The following is an 18,901-nucleotide window of genomic DNA, read 5'->3' on the forward strand; positions in this document are numbered from 1 at the left end:
ATATGCTTCATGGCCGTCTGAGGGAAGACGCGGCATAGGTTCAATTTCTAGTTGAGCATGGCCCCGTTCGGGATGATGTCATGAATTGGGCCAGAGAAGAAGCCAGGATAGAAACCCTTAAATATAAAAAGGAACAACAAGCAAAGGCCGTTCAGATTACGTTTCATTCCGATCAAAAGCTGGATTATGACCACCAGGCCTTCTACCGTGGCGGATATCTTTTTCCTCAAGCTTTTTACTATCGCCTTCAACTTGATAAAACATGCCACAATCTCAGGGACAAGCATAGATTCAAATGTGACATCAATGCCGTCCTTTCCGATCTCATCTATGCCAGAATCCTTGAACCGGCCAGCAAACGTTCTTTTTATAAGACGGCTTCCGAATTTCTGGAAAACCCTTCTTATCAGCTGTATGGGAGGAATACCTCTACTGGCAGTCACAGGATAAAAGACCTTGAAAAAAATAAATAGCCTTCTAAAATCGATCCAACGTGAACCATTTACCAGTGAGGGAAAGCCCGAACCACTAAAGGGCAGCCTAGAAGCAGAATGGAGCAGAAGGATTAACGATAAAGACAGGCTTGTTTACATCGTTACCAATGAAAATATCACCATAACCCAGCCGTCATACCATATCTTTAAGTCTTCCCGAGTGATTTTTGGATTTTTGTCGTTTTGAGATAGATATCAAAGAGGCGGTCAACCTCTTTTTCTGTAAAACCAAAATAATTACTGAACCGTTCCATCACAGTCATGTCATATTCCGCAAACATATTCAGTTCCGACCCACTGGAATATTTTGCAATTGGAAGTACGCCTGTCATGTATGCGAGTTTTGCATAAACCTGATCCTAGCGTCCCACTCATCAATCACGAAGACAAAAGTCTCTTTGGCTTTTTCAAATACAGTCAAAAGATTGTCCCAGACAGTGCCGGATACATCAATCCCGGCTTCCGGATAAGCATCTTCCAGGTCTTGATTGATGCCGTCTTGAATGCGGTTGATATATTGATGAAAGCTGCTGCAATTTCTTGGAGCTCTGCTAAAATCAATGAAAATTACATTATACTGGTTAAAATGTTTTTTACAGTTTTCGTTTTCTGCAATTGCGAGATTATAAAATGCGCTGCTGTTTGAAGCCTTTCCCCAAAAGGCTCCTACCATATGAGCTATCACACTTTTGCCAAAACGGCGAGGTCTTGTTATACACAAGAATTTCTGTCCGTCTATTTCAGCTGCATTTAAAACATCTTCCAACAGCGATGTTTTATCTACAAAAAACGAGTTCCGGAAATCTGCTTCCGTGCTTCAAAAGGAACTATGCTGTTCAAATATCTTCCCATATTCACATACCTCTTTTGCTAAATCTCAGGTACTGCTGAAAACTAAAATGGCTTCTTATATTTTAGATTCCCTTTTCCTGCAATATACAACGATTTTGCCTAATGGTCAATGAAGTTCTTCCATGTGAGACTGCTGCTATATTTTTGATAAAGGCTTTACAAAAATCAGCTATAAAAGAATACATAAGTAATATGAAAAACTCCCACAGCAAGCTCGTCTCCTGCCGGCCTGCTGTGGGAGCTTTGGGATTGGATTGTGTAATAAGATTCAAACAGCAATTCAAGACCCAACCAATTTAATCCTCTCCGCCTGGTTTGCGATATTATGATAAGGCTTTTCCGGCTGTCCGCACCAGAACTGCCGGATATCAAAGTGGTGTTCCAAAAGCTTACCGGTCAGATTTTTAGTCTGAATAAAGTCAGACTTGAAATCCTTTCCGGATTTGCTTCCCGTCAATTCTGCCGCCTTTTTTATGCAGCAGCTGCGCACCAATTCTTCCTCCAGATTCGGAATCTGCGGAATGGTGACGATTTCGGATACGGAGGAGCATTTTTTCAGCTTCGCCAGATTTTTATTCAAAACATCTATGTATCCGGTATCGGTGTCGAAGACCAGCACAATCATAGTTCCAGGCCGGAGCGTCATAAGACGGGCATTTGTCAGCTCACATTCCACTACATTTAATTTTTGAACCTTTCCAGGCAGGATGACCTTCAGATCGGCTTTAAGTACATGGATAAGCCTTTCTTCTGTCTCGCCTTCTACGTAATACTGTATGAATTTACTTCTCATCGCCGTCCTCCTTCCTGCTTAAAGCCCGGCAAGGTCATAGATAAGATCCACCACCGGGGAGGTGGAGAATATATCATTTTCCACTGCGTTTTTTAAAGAGTCGGAGCTGCGCTTGAGGAGGCTTGAGGCATTGATGCAGGAGATGGGATGCTCAGCGTCCATAAAGTCCTTCCTTAGGAAGGTAAAAGCATGCTTGGGAAGATCCATGTCCAGGATATCGGTATTGTGCGTAGTAAAAAACAGCTGCTCATTAGGCCGGATATGGTCAATCATAAGGGAAAGCACGGCCTTTTCAATATCACTGTGGATGTAAGAGAACTTTTCATCACAGTAGTAAAAGGTATAGAAGCCCTGCAGAAGTGCAGAGACAACCCGGGCAATCTCCACGCCGGCCTTGGTGCCGCTGGAAAGCAGGCCGGTATCCAGGGCTCCCCCGTTTTGAAGGATGATCGAGCGGTCTTTAAAACGGACTACAAGGGCATCCTCGGTATCCCGGGAGCGTTCAACCTTTCGGATAGAAGGATCCAAGGCCCGCAGGATATTTTCCAGAACGAAAAGGAATTTTTTATCTAAGGGGTCAAAATTCAAGGTACGTTTTGCGTCCCTTGGGTATTCAAACATCCAGGAGAGTGCATCTACTTTATCCAGTTCCTCCAGATAACTCTCGCATGGAGAATAGGGGGCGGCTTCCAGGCGTCTGATACAGGATTCATAGCTGTCTTTGGCCCATATGTTCTCACTGCGGATTTCAAGCTTCACATCACCGGTTTGATAGCTGCCGTCTGATCTGGGGGAAATGTCACAGGCAATGCGATAGAGAATGCTGCTGTCACATACCAGATCGATGCAGAAGGAAGCTTTTTTACTCCTGTCATTGATGGCATTGGTAATAAAGGAATGATTTTTTTTGGATACAAAGTTGAAGATTCCCCTAAATATATATCCCAGGGTGGTTTTACCGGAGGCATTAGCGCCCATAACGATGTTGATCTTTTTGTAACGGAAGTTCGGGTGCTCCTTCAGATGTTCGTTCTGAATATAGGAGTCCACAATCTTTTTTGGATAGGTTAAGTTCATTTGAAAATCTTTAAAGGCATAAAAATTATCCAAATATACATTTAAAATAACCAAAGTACCCCTCCTAACTGATATATTTTCGTGTTTCACGAAGAAATCTCCTTTCTCTTATTCTAACGCAGTCTGCTGTGAAAAGCAAGTGCTTTACAAAATAAGTATGCCCGGTTTTTTCAAATAGTAACGATATTGCGGCTGCTCCTACAGGCAGTTCCGATAAAATAGGAAATAACCACCTGCCGAAATACAAAAAACCATTGTAAATTTCTCGTTACTTAGGTATAATTCTCCTATACGCCGGCCGGCAAACGTCAGGCAGGATAAAATAATGTTGTTGATCAGTAAAGAACCAGGTAAAATGAGGGGTAAGAACATGGAAAAGATATTGATTGTTGATGACAGCGTTACACAGGCAGCCAAATTAAAATCCATTCTGGAGGATGAATACGAGGTTACAGTTGCCCAGACTGCAATTGAGGGCTTAAGCTTTGCCAGCACCGGAAAGTTTTCCTTGATTCTTCTGGATGTGGTAATGCCGGAGATGGACGGCTTTATGCTGCTGAAAAAACTGCAGGAGGAGATTATCACCCAGAGTGTTCCGGTCATATTGATTACAAGCCTTTCCGATATCGAAAATGAGCAGCACGGGTTTATGCTGGGAGCCGTTGATTATATCACAAAGCCTTTCCATCCGGTGATTGTAAAGGCCAGAGTGAATACCCATGTGAAGCTGTACGGATACCGGAAGCAGGTGGAAGAGCAGTCCATGACGGATCAGCTCACAGGAATTGCAAACAGAAGGCAGTACGACCTTTACAGTGTTGCAAAATGGAAGGAAGCGGCCCGGCTGCAGGTTCCGTTTTCCATCTTTATGTTTGATATTGACCATTTTAAAGCCTACAACGATACCTTTGGGCATCCGGCCGGGGATAAGGTGATAGAGCTGGTGGCAAAGACCATTTCCCATCATCTGCGGCGTACCATGGACTTTGTGGCCCGCTACGGAGGGGAAGAGTTCATTGCAATTATCCTGGGCGGAACTCCCCAGAACATCTTCGGACATATGAAAAAGATCCGCAAAAATATTGAGAAGCTTCAGATCCCCCATGCCGCAAGCGTGTCCGAGTGGGTTACGGTGAGTATCGGAGGAGTCACGGTTACTCCCAGGCTCAGCGATGATTACAATACATATCTGAAAATTGCGGATACCATGCTGTACGATGCAAAGCATTTTGGAAGAAATCAGGTGGTATGGTACGGTGACGACCGGAAGCAGTGGAAGGAAAAGAAATAAGAAAACGCCTTGGGGCGTACCTGTACGCTCAAAATAATGGGCACATTAAGGAAAAAGGAGAACAGACCAATGTCACAAAATGTATACGATATTCTGATGGAGCGCGGCTTCATTGAACAATGCACGCACCCGGAGGAGGTAAGAGAGCTTCTGGGGGGAAAGGAACCGGTTACCTTTTACATCGGCTTCGACGCAACGGCGGACAGCTTGACGGCCGGGCATTTTCTCACCATTATGGCCATGATGCATATGCAGAAAGCGGGCCACAGGCCCATCGCCCTTTTAGGCGGCGGAACGACTATGGTGGGAGATCCTTCCGGCAAATCCGATATGCGCAAGGTGATGACAAAAGAAACCATTGATCACAATGCAGAGTGCTTCCACAGGCAGCTTGCAGGGTTTCTGGATTTTGAAAACGACAAGGCCATTCTTGCCAACAATGCGGACTGGCTGCTGGATCTGAATTATGTGGAGTTCTTACGGGAGGTAGGCGCTCACTTCTCTGTAAACCGGATGCTGACGGCAGAATGCTATAAGCAGCGGATGGAGAAGGGACTCACCTTCTTTGAGTTCAATTATATGATCATGCAGTCCTACGACTTCTTAAAGCTGAATCAGCTATACGGCTGCCAGATGCAGATGGGCGGCAACGATCAGTGGTCCAACATCATCGGCGGCGTGGAGCTGATACGCAGAAAGGAAAATAAACCGGCCTATGGCCTGACCTTCAAGCTTCTGACGACCAGCGAGGGCATCAAGATGGGCAAGACCATGAAAGGGGCCGTGTGGCTGAACCCGGAAAAGACCTCTCCCTATGAGTTCTACCAGTACTGGAGAAATATCGAGGATGTGAAGGTAGAGGAGTGCTTAGGCCTTCTGACCTTCCTGCCCATGGATGAGGTGCGCCGCCTGGGAGCTCTGGAGGGCGCAGAGATTAACCATGCCAAGGAGGTTCTGGCCTACGAGATCACCAAGATTGTTCACGGCGAGGAGGAAGCCGGGAAAGCACAGGATGCGGCGAAGGCCCTCTTTGTAAACGGCGGCAAGACGGACGATATGCCCACCACGGTTTATCCCCAGGCAGAGCTGGAAGCCGGCAAGGATATTCTGTCGCTTCTGGTGGAGACAAAGCTTGCGCCCACCCGTTCCGAGGCCCGGCGCCTGGTGCAGCAGGGCGGCGTGACGGTGAACGACGAGAAGGTGACGGATGTGTACAAGAGCTTTACGGCTGCAGATCTGGACAGCGACGGGGCTTTGATTATCCGGAAGGGAAAGAAAGTATATCATAAGATTGTACAGGAGTAAAAATCTGCTCCTTTCGGACGGGCAGACTTCGTCCGCAAATTATAACAGCAGGGCTGGCATTAGGGCGGCACTCATAAGACAGTATTGGGAATGTTTTCGGGGAACGGCGTAGCTTGTGGACTATGCCGTTTCTCCATTTTGCAGGTCATTCAGTAAAGACGCGGGGGGAAGGTGGTAGAAATCCCTTTAATCGAGCTGCACTCGTTCAAGGGCCATCCTTTCAAGGTCAAAGATGATGATGCCATGATGGAAACCACCGACAGCATCCGGCATCGGGCCAGCGAACTGGCAGAGAAAGAAACCATGCCGGTGAACGTGCAGGATTTGCTGGTGGCGCTTCACGATCTGGACTGCCCCTGAAGGCCCGGAGATGTAGGACGGATTTTGCGGACATTCAAAATAAAAAAGAATGTGGAGGTAACAGACGATGGCAAAAACGATTTTTGAGGAACTGGGCGGCAAGGAGATTACTTAATACCATAATACATACCTTGCCGACATCGACAGGCAGGCACAGGAAGCCGCAGAAAAATGGAATGTTTACTCCATTGGGTGTAGCGACTATGCAAGGAAAACCGTATTGAGAGCATGTTAAACATAAATCGAGTATAGTTAATACTAAGAGGAATGAATAAACCTGCCGATGCTCGTAGAAAGAACTCCTATATGCCAAAAAGAAATAAGGCAATTTCACACCCATTCCACATTGGTATGATATGCTTAAACAGAGGTGATTTATATGGCGACATTACTCATTGTTGAAGATGACCGAAAAACAAACGAAGCAATATGCGAGTATCTAAAATCAGCAGGACATATGCTAATATCAGCGTATGATGGTGCTGCTGCATTACAATCTTTTGATGAATACAATATAGACTTAATTGTGCTTGATATTATGCTCCCTAAAATATCGGGGCTTTCCGTTTTACATGAAATAAGGCAAAAAAGCTCTGTTCCTATACTTATGCTAACAGCGATTGAAGATGAATATACACAAGTTACAAGTTTTGATGAACAAGCAGATGACTATATTACAAAGCCCTTTTCTATGGTTTTATTGGGGCGGCGTATTACAGCTCTTTTAAGAAGAAGTGGAAAAGGGATATTGCCTAATACAATAGCATTTGGCGATGTAATTGTGGATTTCTCTGGTTATTCTGCAAAGGATAATAATGGAAAAATTGATATTACTCCAAAAGAAATAGATTTGCTAAAGTTGCTTGTGGAACATAAAGGATTGGTTCTTACCCGTACCCAGATACTTGATGATTTATGGGGCGATAGTTATCCTGTTATCGACAGGACAATAGATACTTATATTAAAAATTTGCGAAAGAAACTACGGCTTGAATGTATAGTTACTGTTAAAGGTATAGGTTACAAGTATGAGGTGAATACATGAAGAGAATAAAGATATTTCCAAAGACTTTTATATATACATTGGGATTGATGCTCTTTATTGTTGGAGCTGCCCATCTTTTGCTTTACTTATTTATTCCACACGAAATTATGGATGTTACGATTAAGGCAAGTGAGCAAATATCTTTCAGCACAGATGTTAATGTAGCACCTTATGTTAAGCAGACAATCGTAGATGCCCTGCCAGTATCTCTTGTTTGCTGTATTATTATTTCCATAGGTTGCTCATTTTGGTTTTCCAGAAAAATAACTGTTCCAATTAAGCACATCAATATGGCAGCAAAACAAATGGCACAAATGGAGAAAAATGCTGTCTGTACGATTAGCTCAAAAGATGAAATCGGTGCGTTGGCAGATAACATAAACTATTTGTATCAAAGCCTGCTGTCAGCAATTCATAATCTTGAAGTTGAAAAACAATATGTAAGCGAAAGTGAAAAATCAAAAGTTGATTTTTTGCGGATTGCTTCGCACGAATTAAAAACGCCTGTTACGGCTTTAAATGCTACTTTAGAAAATATGATACTCGGTATTGGAAAATATAAAGACTATGATATTTACTTGCCAGAATGTAAAGAAATGACGGAATATCTTGCTGATATGATACATGATATTCTTGAAACCTCAAGGCTAAGCATATCATCCGAAAAGGAAACAGCGGTACAAACTAATTTATCAGAAGTGATTTCTGCTTTATGCGAACCATATATGTTGATTGCAAAGGCGAAGGGTATTATATTTAGACTGGAATTGTTTGATAATTTTTCGGCAGTTCTGCCACAACATTTGTTTGAAAAAGCTATTTCCAATATTCTTTCCAATGCGGTAGCATATACAGAAACAGGCAAAACAATTTATGTATATTTTGATGAAAAAAATCTTATTATAGAAAACGAATGTCAGCCTATTTCTGATGAAATATTACGACATTTATTTGAGCCGTTTTATCGTCCAGATTTTTCCCGAAACCGTGATAATGGCGGAAATGGGCTTGGACTTTACATTGTCGCAACCTTGTTTCATACAATGGATATTTCATATTCATTTATTCCTATGAAACATCCACAAGGAATGAAATTTATTATCAATTTAAAATAATCTTCCACAGTAAAGAAGCTCTCCAACAATCGGGGAGCTTTTTTGTTTAAAAAATCCTTGAATTTCACATACACTTCATACTGGTTCCATATTGGGAGTTTATGATATAGCCGTTCACTAAAATTGATATCAGAAAACGGAGGTAATAGAATGGGTACAATTAAGAGAGCATTTTTATACGTCACAAGAAAAAAAGGAAAAAGCATATTGCTTTTTTTCGTCCTTCTTATTATGGCAACCTTTGTGCTGTCAGGAATTTCGATTGAAAGGGCTGCACGGTTAGAGCAGAAAAAGCTGCGGCAAACAATGGGAGGGACATTTGAACTGTTGCCAGAATTTTCTGAAAATAACCCATATTTTAAGACAATCAATGATGATGAGGGCGGTGTAACATTATACACGGAACGTCCTTTGACACAGGAAATGATTGATTTAATCTTGCAGATGGACGGAATAAAAAGTTGTGATGCAGACACACAAAGCAATGTTTGGCCTAATCTTGAAATATTTAAGGGAAATGTCCCGTTAAAAGGCGAATTAAATAATTCCGTATACGCAAGAACCGTTTATTCAAGTGAAACCAATACTTTTTTTACATCACAGAAATTACAGCTAATTGAGGGAAAGCATATTACGAACGCCGAAAAGCATTCAGCCATAATAAGCAAAGAATTAGCAGATAAAAACGGCTTGAAAATCGGAGACACCTTTTCGATAACGGCGGATTGTAAAGTTGAAATAAAAATTATCGGATTTTATGAAATCCTTAAACCCGACTCTACATTTGAAAATGTACCTACCTACGAAAAAATAGAAAATCAGATTTTTGTCGATTACTATACGTTGCAAGAACTTTTCAGAGATACACCCGTAGGCTATGTTTCGGCAAAGTTTTTGGTCGATGACCCCTCAAACCTTGAAAGAATTGTTAAAGAAATAAGGGAAAATTCTGAAATTGATTGGCAGGCGTTTACCCTTACTACCGACAATACAGAGTATCAAGAAGCTGCTGCTCCACTCGAAAAGCTACAATCCTTGGTTACATCAATTATTTTGGTTATTGCATTGGTCAGCGGAATAATTCTTGCCTTAATACTTACCATGTGGGGAAGAAGCCGCATCCATGAAACAGGGGTATTCCTATCTCTCGGCATTGGAAAATGTAAAATCATTAGTCAATATCTGGCAGAGGTTTTTATGATTGCCGTAATCGCTTTGGGTTTATCTTTCTTTACGGGTAATGCGGCTGCAAATCAACTGGCAGACAAACTTATTGAAAGTCCGCCAAGTGGAGAAAATTTAAGCAATGATAAAAATGTAGTTTGGGACATTAAGGATGATTATAGTCTTTCGCTGGATGATGTTCAAGTCACAATGAAGGATGATAGCGAGATTTCTACACCGCAAAATGATGAACAGGACATAATGCCGCCCGAAGCAGAAGTATCCGCTGATATTGCAAAAACAGAGCAAATCCACATTTCAGTTGATATTCTCGATATGCTGAAGCTGTATCTGATTGGTTTTGCAATAATTACGGTTTCCGTGATTCTCTCATCGGGTACGGTAATGCGTTTGAAGCCAAGAGAAATTTTATCAAAAATGAGTTAAAGAAAGGAGTTTTTACAAATGTCTGTATTTGAAATGAAAGATGTATCTTACTCTTATGACAAGAGCAAAAGAATATTGACAGCGGTAAATGCCGTGTTTGAAACAGGAAAAATGTATGCCATACTTGGAGTGTCTGGCTCTGGAAAGACTACTTTGTTATCACTGCTTGGCGGGCTTGATGTACCGCAAAAAGGTGAAATTTTATTTGATGGTATGGATATTTCAGAGCATAGACTTGAATACCATAGACGCAATCATGTTTCACTTATATTTCAAAGTTACAATCTCATTGACTATATGACACCTGTTGAAAATGTAAAGCTGACTGCAAAGCAGGATGCCCTTCTGGTGTTAAAACACCTTGGATTAACTGAAGACGAAGTGAAACGCAATATAATGAAATTATCTGGAGGACAACAGCAACGTGTTGCAATCGCCCGTACATTGGCGTCGGACACACCTATTATTTTGGCTGATGAACCGACAGGAAATTTGGACGAGGATACTGCTGCCGAAATAACAGAAGTATTAAAAAATTGTGCCCATCAGATGAATAAGTGCGTTATTATTGTTACTCATTCTAATGACCTTGCAAAGCAAGCTGATATGGTTTTTCGCTTGAAGAAAGGCAAGTTACAACAGTTATGAGAACAGAATGGATATGTTGCCCTATTTGTGGTGGTAAAATCCGTAACAGAATAAGAGAGGATACTATTTTGAAAAACTACCCTTTTTACTGTCCGAAATGCAAGCAGGAAGTTTTGATTGAAGCCAAGAATTTACAAATATCTGTCATCAAAGAGCCAGACGCATAAGATGCAGATGCCCGTGTTATAATAGGGACAAGTTAGAAGAACCCAATAAAATCAAGGGGTTGCACTAATGCGTAGGTGCTGTAACGAAGGTTTTGAAATTAAGTAAAAACAATCGTTACGGCATTTTGCATTTTACAACAATATAATAAATTGAGTATTGGAGAAAAATGCAATGAAATCATTATATGAAGAATTAAATGGAAGTTATATTGAGATAGGAGATGTTAAAATTCCTGCCCTTATGTCAGTTGATACAAATTATGAAATAGGCTTTTGGGGACAAAGGCATAAGGCGTATTTGAAAGAAAATCATAGAGTTATTTACTATAATCTTTTGACAAAAGGTAAACTAAATTCATATTTGCACAAGATTGATAATAGAGCAAAAGAACAATATGATTTAATTGTTAAACTGTTTTCTGAAAGTCAAGGTATTACAGAAGAACTCAAAGCTGAAAATCAAATGTTATGGGTACAAAAAATGAATAATATTTCTAATCAAGCAAGAGAAATCATTTATAAAGAAATCATAGCTACTAAATTAAAGATGATTCAAAAACACAAATAGAATACAAAAACAAACAGGATGTCAAACACAGACATCCTGTTCGTTTTTGTGCATATTTCAAATAATAAAAAATCAATTAAAAGACACAGGTTCAACATCTGTTTTAGAAAATGGATTATTATCAGGTGATGGCTCGGACATACTGAAATACATTTTTGCTGCTTTTGTTGTTCCGAAATCTCGATTTGAACCGCTGTTTTGCACCTTATTGAATGCTTCTCTGAACATTGCATTATGTGCTTCTTCACGATTCAAAAGAAAATCAATTGTTTCTTTAACTTTTTTATCATCAATTTGTCTGTAGAGATATTCATAAACAACCTTTGCTCTCTGCTCGGAAGCAATATTAGAAAGTAAATCGGCGCATAAATCACCTGTTACGGTTACATAATCTGCTGTCCACGAATATCCTGATGCATTGATAAGACCGGGATTTAATCCTAAAAGAACATGGGATTCAATTTCGCCTGCCGGAACGGTTGTCGCTTCAACATCATGACCGTTAAGAAGATTGATGGTCTGTGCTACCATTTCCATATGACCAAGTTCTTCAGCAGCAATATCTAAAAATAAGTCCTTGATTTCAGGATCTTTAATACGAAAGCTCTGTGACATATACTGCATTGCAGCTTTCAATTCTCCGTTTGCACCGCCAAGCTGTTCCTGAAGAAGTGCTGCATACTGCGGATTAGGCTTTTCAACCTCAACAGGATGGAATAATTGTTTTTCGTGCTTAAACATAATAAAACCTCACTTTCAAATATAATGTTTGTACTTTTCATAACAATATACATAGCATTAAACTTATAAGTGAGGCCTTAATAATTTCCAATAAATATTACATCAAACGATTATCATTATAATATATCAATATATTCACCGTTAAGTGCCTTATTCATACTTCTTACAGCACAGAATTTTCCGCACATTGAACAGCTATCTTCAATTTCAGGTTTTCTTTCATCACGAATTTTTTTTGCTGTTTCAGGATCAATGGAGCATTCCCATTGTTTGTCCCAATCGAAATTTCTTCTTGCATCAGCCATAGTATCATCAATATCTCTTGCGTGGGGGATATGCTTGGCAATATCGGCAGCATGAGCTGCAATTTTTGATGCGATAATACCTTGCTTAACATCATCTACATTTGGAAGTGCAAGATGCTCGGCGGGGGTAACATAACAGAGAAACGCTGCACCTGTGGCTGCTGCTACAGCACCACCAATAGCAGATGTTATATGATCATAGCCCGGTGCAATATCGGTAACTAAAGGACCAAGCACATAAAATGGCGCCCCCATACAAATGGTCTGCTGAACTTTCATATTTGCCTCAATCTGATCAAGTGGCATATGACCGGGACCTTCCACCATAACCTGAACATTTTTTGCCCATGCACGCTTTGTAAGTTCACCAAGACGAACAAGCTCTTCAATCTGACAAACATCACTTGCATCTGCAAGGCAACCCGGTCGGCAAGCATCGCCAAGAGAAATGGTTACATCGTACTCACGGCAGATATCCAATATCTCGTCGTAATACTCATAAAAAGGATTTTCCTCACCTGTCATACTCATCCAAGCAAATACAAGAGAACCACCACGAGATACAATATTCATTTTTCTTTTATGCTTTTTAATCTGTTCAATTGTTTTTCTTGTAATTCCACAATGAAGTGTTACAAAATCAACACCATCTTCAGCGTGTAAACGGACAACATCTATAAAATCTTTTGCAGTAAGTGTAGCCAAATCTCTTTGATAATGAATAACACTATCGTAAACAGGAACAGTACCAATCATTGCAGGACATTCACTTGTGAGTTTCTTCCTGAAAGGCTGTGTATTTCCATGTGATGATAGGTCCATAATGGCTTCTGCACCCATATCAATAGCAGCCATTACCTTTTGCATTTCGATATCATAATCCTTGCAGTCCTTTGAAATACCGAGATTAACATTGATTTTTGTTCTGAGCATTGAACCTACTCCATTAGGATCAATACACTTATGTAGTTTATTTGCACATATCGCAACTTTACCTTCGGCAACAAGAGCCCTTATTTCCTCTTCTGTGCGATATTCCTTTTTAGCAACTGCCTTCATTTCAGGAGTTATGATGCCTTGTTTTGCTGCGTTCATTTGTGTTGTGTAATTTCTCATATTAAAATTCCTTTCAAGTAAATATTAAATGATTCAGTCAGCAAAGCTGCTGTTAAGATTAAACATATGATTCATTGGTCCGCTGCCTTTGCCTAAATCAAGCATATCTGCCAGTGCACCTAAAATATAATCCTTTGCTCTTTGCACGGATGATTGCATATCAAAGCCTTTTGCAAGATTTGATGCAATAGCACTTGACAAAGTACAGCCTGTTCCATGTGTATTTGGATTATCTATTCGTTTTCCTTTAAACCATTGATATTTTCCGTTTTCATAAAGCAAATCATTTGCATCATTTATGCTATGACCGCCCTTGCAAAGAACAGCACAGTTGTATGCCTCACTAATCATTCCTGCTGCTTTAATCATATCGTCTTCGCTATGAATCGGTATTCCTGACAACACTTCTGCTTCAGGAATATTCGGCGTAATCACATCAGCAATTGGCAGCAAATCACTTTTAAGTGTTGCTATTGCATCTTCATTTATAAGCCTTGAACCGCTTGTTGCTACCATTACAGGATCAACAACAATATTTTCAGCGTCAAATGCTTTAAGCCTGTCTACGATAGTTTCAATCAATTCTCTTGATGAAACCATACCGATTTTAACTGCATTGGGACGAATGTCATTGAATACATCGTCAATTTGTTCTTTAAGAAATTCAGGAGTTACCTCCATAATTCCTGTTACGCCGGTTGTGTTTTGCGCAGTAAGTGCAGTGATTGCGCTCATTGCATACACACCATTCATAGTCATGGTTTTAATATCTGCTTGAATACCGGCGCCTCCGCAGGAATCACTTCCTGCGATTGTTAATGCTTTTTTCATCGTTTTTCTCCTTCAGATTATTATCGTTACCCTATATCAGCATTAATTTTATTGAGCGACAAAAGGTGGTGCCCCCAATCTGCCGCTGATAGATTAAATGTTTAAAACAAAATTCCAAAAAGTTTCAAAATTTGAATGGTCTTTCAAGAAATAATCTGAAAAATTTTTCACTTTGTCTTGTTGCTTTTCAAATTCATCAAAAACAGCAACTGTATTAAAACCATCACATTTTTCAAGTACAGCCTCAACAATTATTTTGTCTGTTGCAGTGGCTATACACATTCTTATTCCTTTGCTGTTAAGTCTTTGTAAAAAGTCAGCAGCATACGGTTTCAATTTTACATCATTAAGATAAAAGTCTCTAATCATTAAATTTACTCCATCCATTATTTCCTCAACGGAAAGAGTAACACCATATTCCGATATATAGTAACATGCCGCTTGATATAAGCTCATATTTTTAAAGGTTTCATTCAAATTTTCTTTTGGTGTATAGCCAATAGAGCGCAAATATGTTTCACCAAGTGTATCCCATATAAACATTGAATCAAGCAATGTTCCATCAACATCAAAAATGGCATTCTTAATCATTTTTGACTAACTCCTTTGCAATATTGAGAAGTATTTCTGTTTCAGCTTTTGGAGCATCTGCTTTCATTATAGCGGACACAACACAGAATCCTGCTATGTCTATGCCCTTGAGAATATCCGTATTTGTTTTATTAAGACCGCCAATAGCATTAACGGGAATGGGAACTGCCGTGCAAATATCTTTTAAGGTATCAGTTGAAGTAAGTACGGTTTTCACTTTAGTTGTAGTTGGGTACATTGCTCCGACTCCAAGATAGTCTGCTCCTTGATCATATGCTTCCAAAGCCTGTGGAACAGTTTTTGCAGTAGCTCCGATAATTACATTATTTCCAAGAATTTTTCTTGCAGTACTTATCGGCATATCACTTTGACCAAGATGCACACCTTCTGCTTCGATTGCCATAGCTACATCAATACGATCATCAATAATAAGCGGTATATTATATTTTTGGGTTAATGTATGCACCTTTTCAGCCAGAGCAATATATTCTCTTGTCGTTTTATCCTTTTCACGAAGCTGAATTAATGTTGCCCCACCTTTTAAAGCCTCTTCAATTCTGTACAAAAATTCCTCATCGGAGAAATCAGTACTGTCCGTTATAAAGTATAATGTTGAATCAAATTTTTTCATCATTTTCCTCCGATTTATACATAAAGGTAATCGTTGAGCACAGGCTGCAAGCCCTCGTCAGAAATATCCTGATACATTTTTTCAAGACTTCTGCTGTCATTTATTTCAAACTGCTCATCACCCTCTGTGCTGCCGCTCTCTTTTCCGGTGTATTTGCTTTCGTGATCACCTATACCTGTGGAAACACCCGCAGATACTTTGGTTGCAGCAATTTTTACAATGCCGTTTCTGAAAGAGGCACTCTCACGGGATGATACAGTAATACCAACAAACGGAAGAAAAATGCGATATGCACAAATCACCTGACAAAGCTGTTTTTCGTGGACATCAAGCGGATTGATTTTATCATTGTTTATAATAGGTCTTAAACGAGGACAGGAAAGTGACATTTCAGCATGTGGATATTTTCTTTGAAGATAATAAACATGCAATGCACTTGCAAGTGCATCTTTACGAAAATCCGAAAGACCAAGAAGTGCTGAAAAAGCAACGCCACGCATACCGCCCCTCAATGCCCTTTCCTGTGCATCAAAGCGATAAGGCCACACTCGCTTATGACCGAGAAGATGCAGCTTTTCATATTTATCTGTATCATAAGTTTCCTGAAAAACTGTAACATAATCAGCACCGCACTCATGTAAATAGCGGTATTCATCCGTATTCACAGGATATATTTCAAGACCTACCATTCTGAAATATTTTCGTGCGAGCTTGCACGCCTCACCAATATATTTAACATCACTTTGTGCTCGGCTTTCACCTGTAAGAATAAGTATTTCTTCCATACCAGAATCTGCTATAATTCTCATTTCATGCTCAATCTGTTCCATAGTCAGCTTCATACGATTGATATGGTTATAACAGTTAAAGCCGCAGTAAACACAATAGTTCTCGCAATAATTTGCAATATAAAGCGGCGTGAACATATAAACGGTATTACCGAAATGCTTGCCTGTTTCGGTTCGTGCTTTTTGTGCCATTAACTCCAAAAAAGGCTCTGCCGCAGGAGAGAGCAATGCCTTAAAATCCTCAATCGTACAGGTTTCATGTTCAAGTGCTGTTTTAACATCACTTACTGTATATTTTGAATAATCATACGAATTCATTTGTCCGATTACTTTTTCACAAATATCAGATTCAATCTGCTCCATTCCCGGCAGATATTCCATATGATTTTTTCTTGATGATGGATCATTTTCAAGCCTATGCTTCTTTTCAAGCGCCTTTGGTGATAAATGCACGGAATCAATAAAATATTCGTTATCCATATATTGCCTCCGCTTAATCTCTTAAAAATCCGGTAAGCGGATCAGATGCTGATGCACCTCTTGACAGAACCCTGCCGGGCTTTGCATGATAAGCTTTTCTGCCTGCCTCTATTGCAGCACGAAAAGCAGATGCCATAAGCGGCAGATTGCCTGCTGTTGCAAGTGCAGTATTTGCCATAATAGCAGCTGCACCCATTTCCATAGCCTCACAAGCCTGCGACGGTCTGCCGATACCTGCATCTATAATAATAGGCAAATCAATTTCATCAATCAAAATTTGTATAAATTCACGAGTTGCAAGTCCCTTATTTGACCCAATAGGTGATGCAAGAGGCATTATGCTTGCAGCACCTGCATTGACCATATCTCTGGCAGCATTCAAATCAGGATACATATACGGCATTACAATAAAGCCATCATTTGCAAGGATTTCAGTTGCTTTGATGGTTTCTGTATTATCAGGCAAAAGATATTTTGAATCTCTCATAATTTCAACCTTTACAAAATTGCCGCAGCCAAGTTCTCGTGCCAGACGGGCAATACGGACTGCTTCCTGTGCATTTCTTGCCCCAGATGTATTTGGCAGAAGTGTTATCCCCTTTGGAATGTAATCAAGAATATTTTCCTGCTCCTTTGTGTTTGCACGGCGAACAGCAAGGGTAATAATTTCTGCCCCTGCATCCTTAACTGCCGATTCAATAAGCTCCAAAGAGTATTTGCCTGAACCCAAAATGAATCTTGAATTAAATTCATGACCGCCGATAATGAGTTTATCATTTTCCATTATAATTCCTTCTTTCTTATACTTCGTATTCTTCTGCAATTATTCTTAAAACCACATGTGCCTGATGTGCTGCACACACCATTACACGAGACGATACAAGTCCAATACCATCAGATACATCACTTGTTTCATCACCGCAAAGATAAAATCGTTTCGTTACTCTGCGAGTTTTTATACTGTTCGCCGATGCCATTCCTGACATACCCGAGCCTGCAGCTAAATACTTATCCGGGAAATTTTCCCTTATGCCGTTTACAAGCATTGCCTTTTCTTCAGGTTGGTCAAAGGCTTCACAAATTATATCAGCATTACATAATAGCGCTTTGATATTGCTCTCGGTTATACGGACAGTGTGAGTATCAATCTCAAGATATGGTGCGATTTGTTGCAAATTAACCTTTAACGCATCTGTTTTATACATTCCGATTTGTGAAACAAAATATTGCTGACGATTAAGATTTGACAAATCAACTTTGTCAAAATCAATCAATATAAGTTTTCCTATTCCTGCACGAGCAAGTGCTATTGCAATATTAGAACCAAGTCCGCCAAGTCCACAAATTGCAACAGATGCTTTACTGAATTTGCTTTGTAATTCCTTACCATGTCGTTCTTCAAGTGCTAAAAGCATTTCTTCTTTTGTGGGAATTAAGTGCATATATTAACCCCCTCCGACAAAGCTGACCACTTCAATAACATCACCATTTTGAATGATTGTTTCATCAAATTGACTTTTCGGCACAATTTCTTCATTACGCTCAACGGCAATAAACTTCAAATCATAATCCGTTGTTTTCAGATACTGTGAAATTGTCATTCCGACAGCATCTTTCTCAACTCCATTGATTTTCACCATAGCTTTTCCTCCTAAATAAAAAATAGGGAGCTACCAATTAAGGTAACTCCCATAATACAATACTATCAGTTGTCCCTACGTTGGCATTATCCAAATCAGGTATATCGGTCGAAAGTTATACTTTCCTCTCAGCCTGTAACACAAGCTCCCGAATATTTAATTGTTGAATTTATAATAACACCATTTTCAATAAAATGCAAGTAAATTGATTATTTGATACTTGATTTCAAATTTTATCGTTACTGTTCAGAGGTCAGCTTGTGATAAACAAACCGATGGTGTAGACTAATCTTAGTCGAAACCATCGGTTTTCTTTATCCAAATATCTCGGATACTCTGTTATATAAATTTGATTCTTCGTTTTGGCGTATCTGAATAAGCATGCTCATGCATTCACGTTAAGCAGGACGATTTCATCTTCCATATTTTTCATTCTCTCAATCCTCCGTTTT

General features: G+C 39.9%; 20 protein-coding genes, 3 pseudogenes and 1 riboswitch. Of the genes and pseudogenes, 11 read left to right on the forward strand and 12 right to left on the reverse strand.

From position 1 onward, the window contains the following. Window positions 1–41 precede the first annotated feature (41 nt). Window positions 42–416: pseudogene (locus tag VV089_RS25160) on the forward strand (IS1634 family transposase); the annotation flags it as partial. A 40-nt stretch (window positions 417–456) separates the two neighbouring features. Further along, entirely contained in the window at window positions 457–681 is a 225-nt protein-coding gene (locus VV089_RS01560) for a Txe/YoeB family addiction module toxin (RefSeq protein WP_442891449.1), read from the forward strand. 141 nt (window positions 682–822) lie between these two features. Here VV089_RS01560 and VV089_RS01565 read toward each other — a convergent pair. The 3 genes and pseudogenes from VV089_RS01565 to VV089_RS01575 all read right to left on the reverse strand — a co-directional run. Then, window positions 823–1,278 (reverse strand): annotated as a pseudogene (locus VV089_RS01565) (AAA family ATPase); the annotation flags it as partial. 348 nt (window positions 1,279–1,626) lie between these two features. Then, window positions 1,627–2,139: a hypothetical protein gene (locus VV089_RS01570; RefSeq protein ID WP_334334729.1), complete on the reverse strand. Its 513-nt coding sequence runs from the start codon at window positions 2,137–2,139 to the stop codon at window positions 1,627–1,629. A gap of 18 nt (window positions 2,140–2,157) precedes the next feature. Continuing rightward, window positions 2,158–3,270: an AAA family ATPase gene (locus VV089_RS01575; protein ID WP_172543621.1), complete on the reverse strand. Its 1,113-nt coding sequence runs from the start codon at window positions 3,268–3,270 to the stop codon at window positions 2,158–2,160. A 316-nt stretch (window positions 3,271–3,586) separates the two neighbouring features. On the opposite strand from VV089_RS01575, the gene VV089_RS01580 reads away from it, so the two are divergent. The 9 genes and pseudogenes from VV089_RS01580 to VV089_RS01620 all read left to right on the forward strand — a co-directional run bounded on the left by VV089_RS01580 (window position 3,587) and on the right by VV089_RS01620 (window position 11,326). Continuing rightward, window positions 3,587–4,507, forward strand: a complete 921-nt coding sequence (locus VV089_RS01580; protein WP_172543622.1) for a diguanylate cyclase — start codon at window positions 3,587–3,589, stop codon at window positions 4,505–4,507. Between the two features lie 69 nt (window positions 4,508–4,576). Next, window positions 4,577–5,812, forward strand: coding sequence for a tyrosine--tRNA ligase (gene tyrS, locus VV089_RS01585; protein WP_334334730.1), 1,236 nt, complete (start codon window positions 4,577–4,579; stop codon window positions 5,810–5,812). Window positions 5,813–5,980: 168 nt separating this feature from the next. Further along, window positions 5,981–6,139, forward strand: a pseudogene (locus VV089_RS01590) (ParB/RepB/Spo0J family partition protein); the annotation flags it as partial. A gap of 412 nt (window positions 6,140–6,551) precedes the next feature. Next, the gene (locus VV089_RS01595; RefSeq protein ID WP_172543171.1) at window positions 6,552–7,217 is read left to right on the forward strand and encodes a response regulator transcription factor; all 666 of its coding nucleotides are present in this window, start codon (window positions 6,552–6,554) and stop codon (window positions 7,215–7,217) included. Further along, on the forward strand, window positions 7,214–8,332 hold the full coding sequence (locus VV089_RS01600) for a sensor histidine kinase (RefSeq protein ID WP_172543172.1): 1,119 nt from the start codon (window positions 7,214–7,216) through the stop codon (window positions 8,330–8,332). Before VV089_RS01595 ends, VV089_RS01600 begins: the two co-directional genes overlap by 4 nt. A 150-nt stretch (window positions 8,333–8,482) precedes the next feature. Then, window positions 8,483–9,943 (forward strand): ABC transporter permease, encoded by a 1,461-nt coding sequence (locus VV089_RS01605; RefSeq protein WP_334334731.1) that lies wholly within the window; start codon window positions 8,483–8,485, stop codon window positions 9,941–9,943. A gap of 18 nt (window positions 9,944–9,961) precedes the next feature. Further along, window positions 9,962–10,591, forward strand: coding sequence for an ATP-binding cassette domain-containing protein (locus VV089_RS01610; protein ID WP_334334732.1), 630 nt, complete (start codon window positions 9,962–9,964; stop codon window positions 10,589–10,591). Further along, on the forward strand, window positions 10,588–10,758 hold the full coding sequence (locus tag VV089_RS01615) for a cysteine-rich KTR domain-containing protein (RefSeq protein ID WP_172543175.1): 171 nt from the start codon (window positions 10,588–10,590) through the stop codon (window positions 10,756–10,758). Before VV089_RS01610 ends, VV089_RS01615 begins: the two co-directional genes overlap by 4 nt. A 172-nt stretch (window positions 10,759–10,930) precedes the next feature. Next, window positions 10,931–11,326, forward strand: a complete 396-nt coding sequence (locus tag VV089_RS01620; protein WP_172543176.1) for a TnpV protein — start codon at window positions 10,931–10,933, stop codon at window positions 11,324–11,326. Window positions 11,327–11,398: 72 nt separating this feature from the next. Here the strand turns inward: VV089_RS01620 and VV089_RS01625 are convergent, their stop codons facing one another. The 9 genes from VV089_RS01625 to thiS form a co-directional block, all read right to left on the reverse strand. Continuing rightward, the gene (locus tag VV089_RS01625) at window positions 11,399–12,067 is read right to left on the reverse strand and encodes a manganese catalase family protein (RefSeq protein ID WP_172543177.1); all 669 of its coding nucleotides are present in this window, start codon (window positions 12,065–12,067) and stop codon (window positions 11,399–11,401) included. Between the two features lie 116 nt (window positions 12,068–12,183). Next, entirely contained in the window at window positions 12,184–13,488 is a 1,305-nt protein-coding gene (thiC, locus tag VV089_RS01630) for a phosphomethylpyrimidine synthase ThiC (RefSeq protein ID WP_334334733.1), read from the reverse strand. A 33-nt stretch (window positions 13,489–13,521) separates the two neighbouring features. Continuing rightward, complete coding sequence (gene thiD, locus VV089_RS01635; protein WP_172543179.1) at window positions 13,522–14,319, reverse strand: bifunctional hydroxymethylpyrimidine kinase/phosphomethylpyrimidine kinase; 798 nt, start codon at window positions 14,317–14,319, stop codon at window positions 13,522–13,524. A 93-nt stretch (window positions 14,320–14,412) separates the two neighbouring features. After that, complete coding sequence (locus tag VV089_RS01640; RefSeq protein ID WP_334334734.1) at window positions 14,413–14,910, reverse strand: HAD family hydrolase; 498 nt, start codon at window positions 14,908–14,910, stop codon at window positions 14,413–14,415. Continuing rightward, entirely contained in the window at window positions 14,903–15,541 is a 639-nt protein-coding gene (thiE, locus tag VV089_RS01645) for a thiamine phosphate synthase (protein WP_016221023.1), read from the reverse strand. The genes VV089_RS01640 and thiE overlap by 8 nt, the downstream gene beginning before the upstream one ends. Before the next feature lie 14 nt (window positions 15,542–15,555). Continuing rightward, window positions 15,556–16,809, reverse strand: a complete 1,254-nt coding sequence (gene thiH, locus VV089_RS01650) for a 2-iminoacetate synthase ThiH (protein WP_334334735.1) — start codon at window positions 16,807–16,809, stop codon at window positions 15,556–15,558. A gap of 13 nt (window positions 16,810–16,822) precedes the next feature. Beyond that, window positions 16,823–17,593 carry a thiazole synthase gene (locus VV089_RS01655; protein ID WP_172543182.1) on the reverse strand — a complete coding sequence of 257 codons (771 nt, stop codon included), beginning with the start codon at window positions 17,591–17,593 and terminating at the stop codon, window positions 16,823–16,825. Between the two features lie 16 nt (window positions 17,594–17,609). After that, window positions 17,610–18,251 (reverse strand): thiamine biosynthesis protein ThiF, encoded by a 642-nt coding sequence (gene thiF, locus VV089_RS01660; RefSeq protein ID WP_172543183.1) that lies wholly within the window; start codon window positions 18,249–18,251, stop codon window positions 17,610–17,612. A gap of 3 nt (window positions 18,252–18,254) precedes the next feature. Continuing rightward, window positions 18,255–18,449 carry a sulfur carrier protein ThiS gene (gene thiS / locus VV089_RS01665; RefSeq protein WP_016221019.1) on the reverse strand — a complete coding sequence of 65 codons (195 nt, stop codon included), beginning with the start codon at window positions 18,447–18,449 and terminating at the stop codon, window positions 18,255–18,257. 55 nt (window positions 18,450–18,504) lie between these two features. Further along, a riboswitch (TPP riboswitch) is annotated at window positions 18,505–18,611 on the reverse strand. Between the last annotated feature and the right edge of the window lie 290 nt (window positions 18,612–18,901).

The organism is Candidatus Merdisoma sp. JLR.KK011 (assembly GCF_036941125.1).
GTDB lineage: Bacteria > Bacillota > Clostridia > Lachnospirales > Lachnospiraceae > Laedolimicola.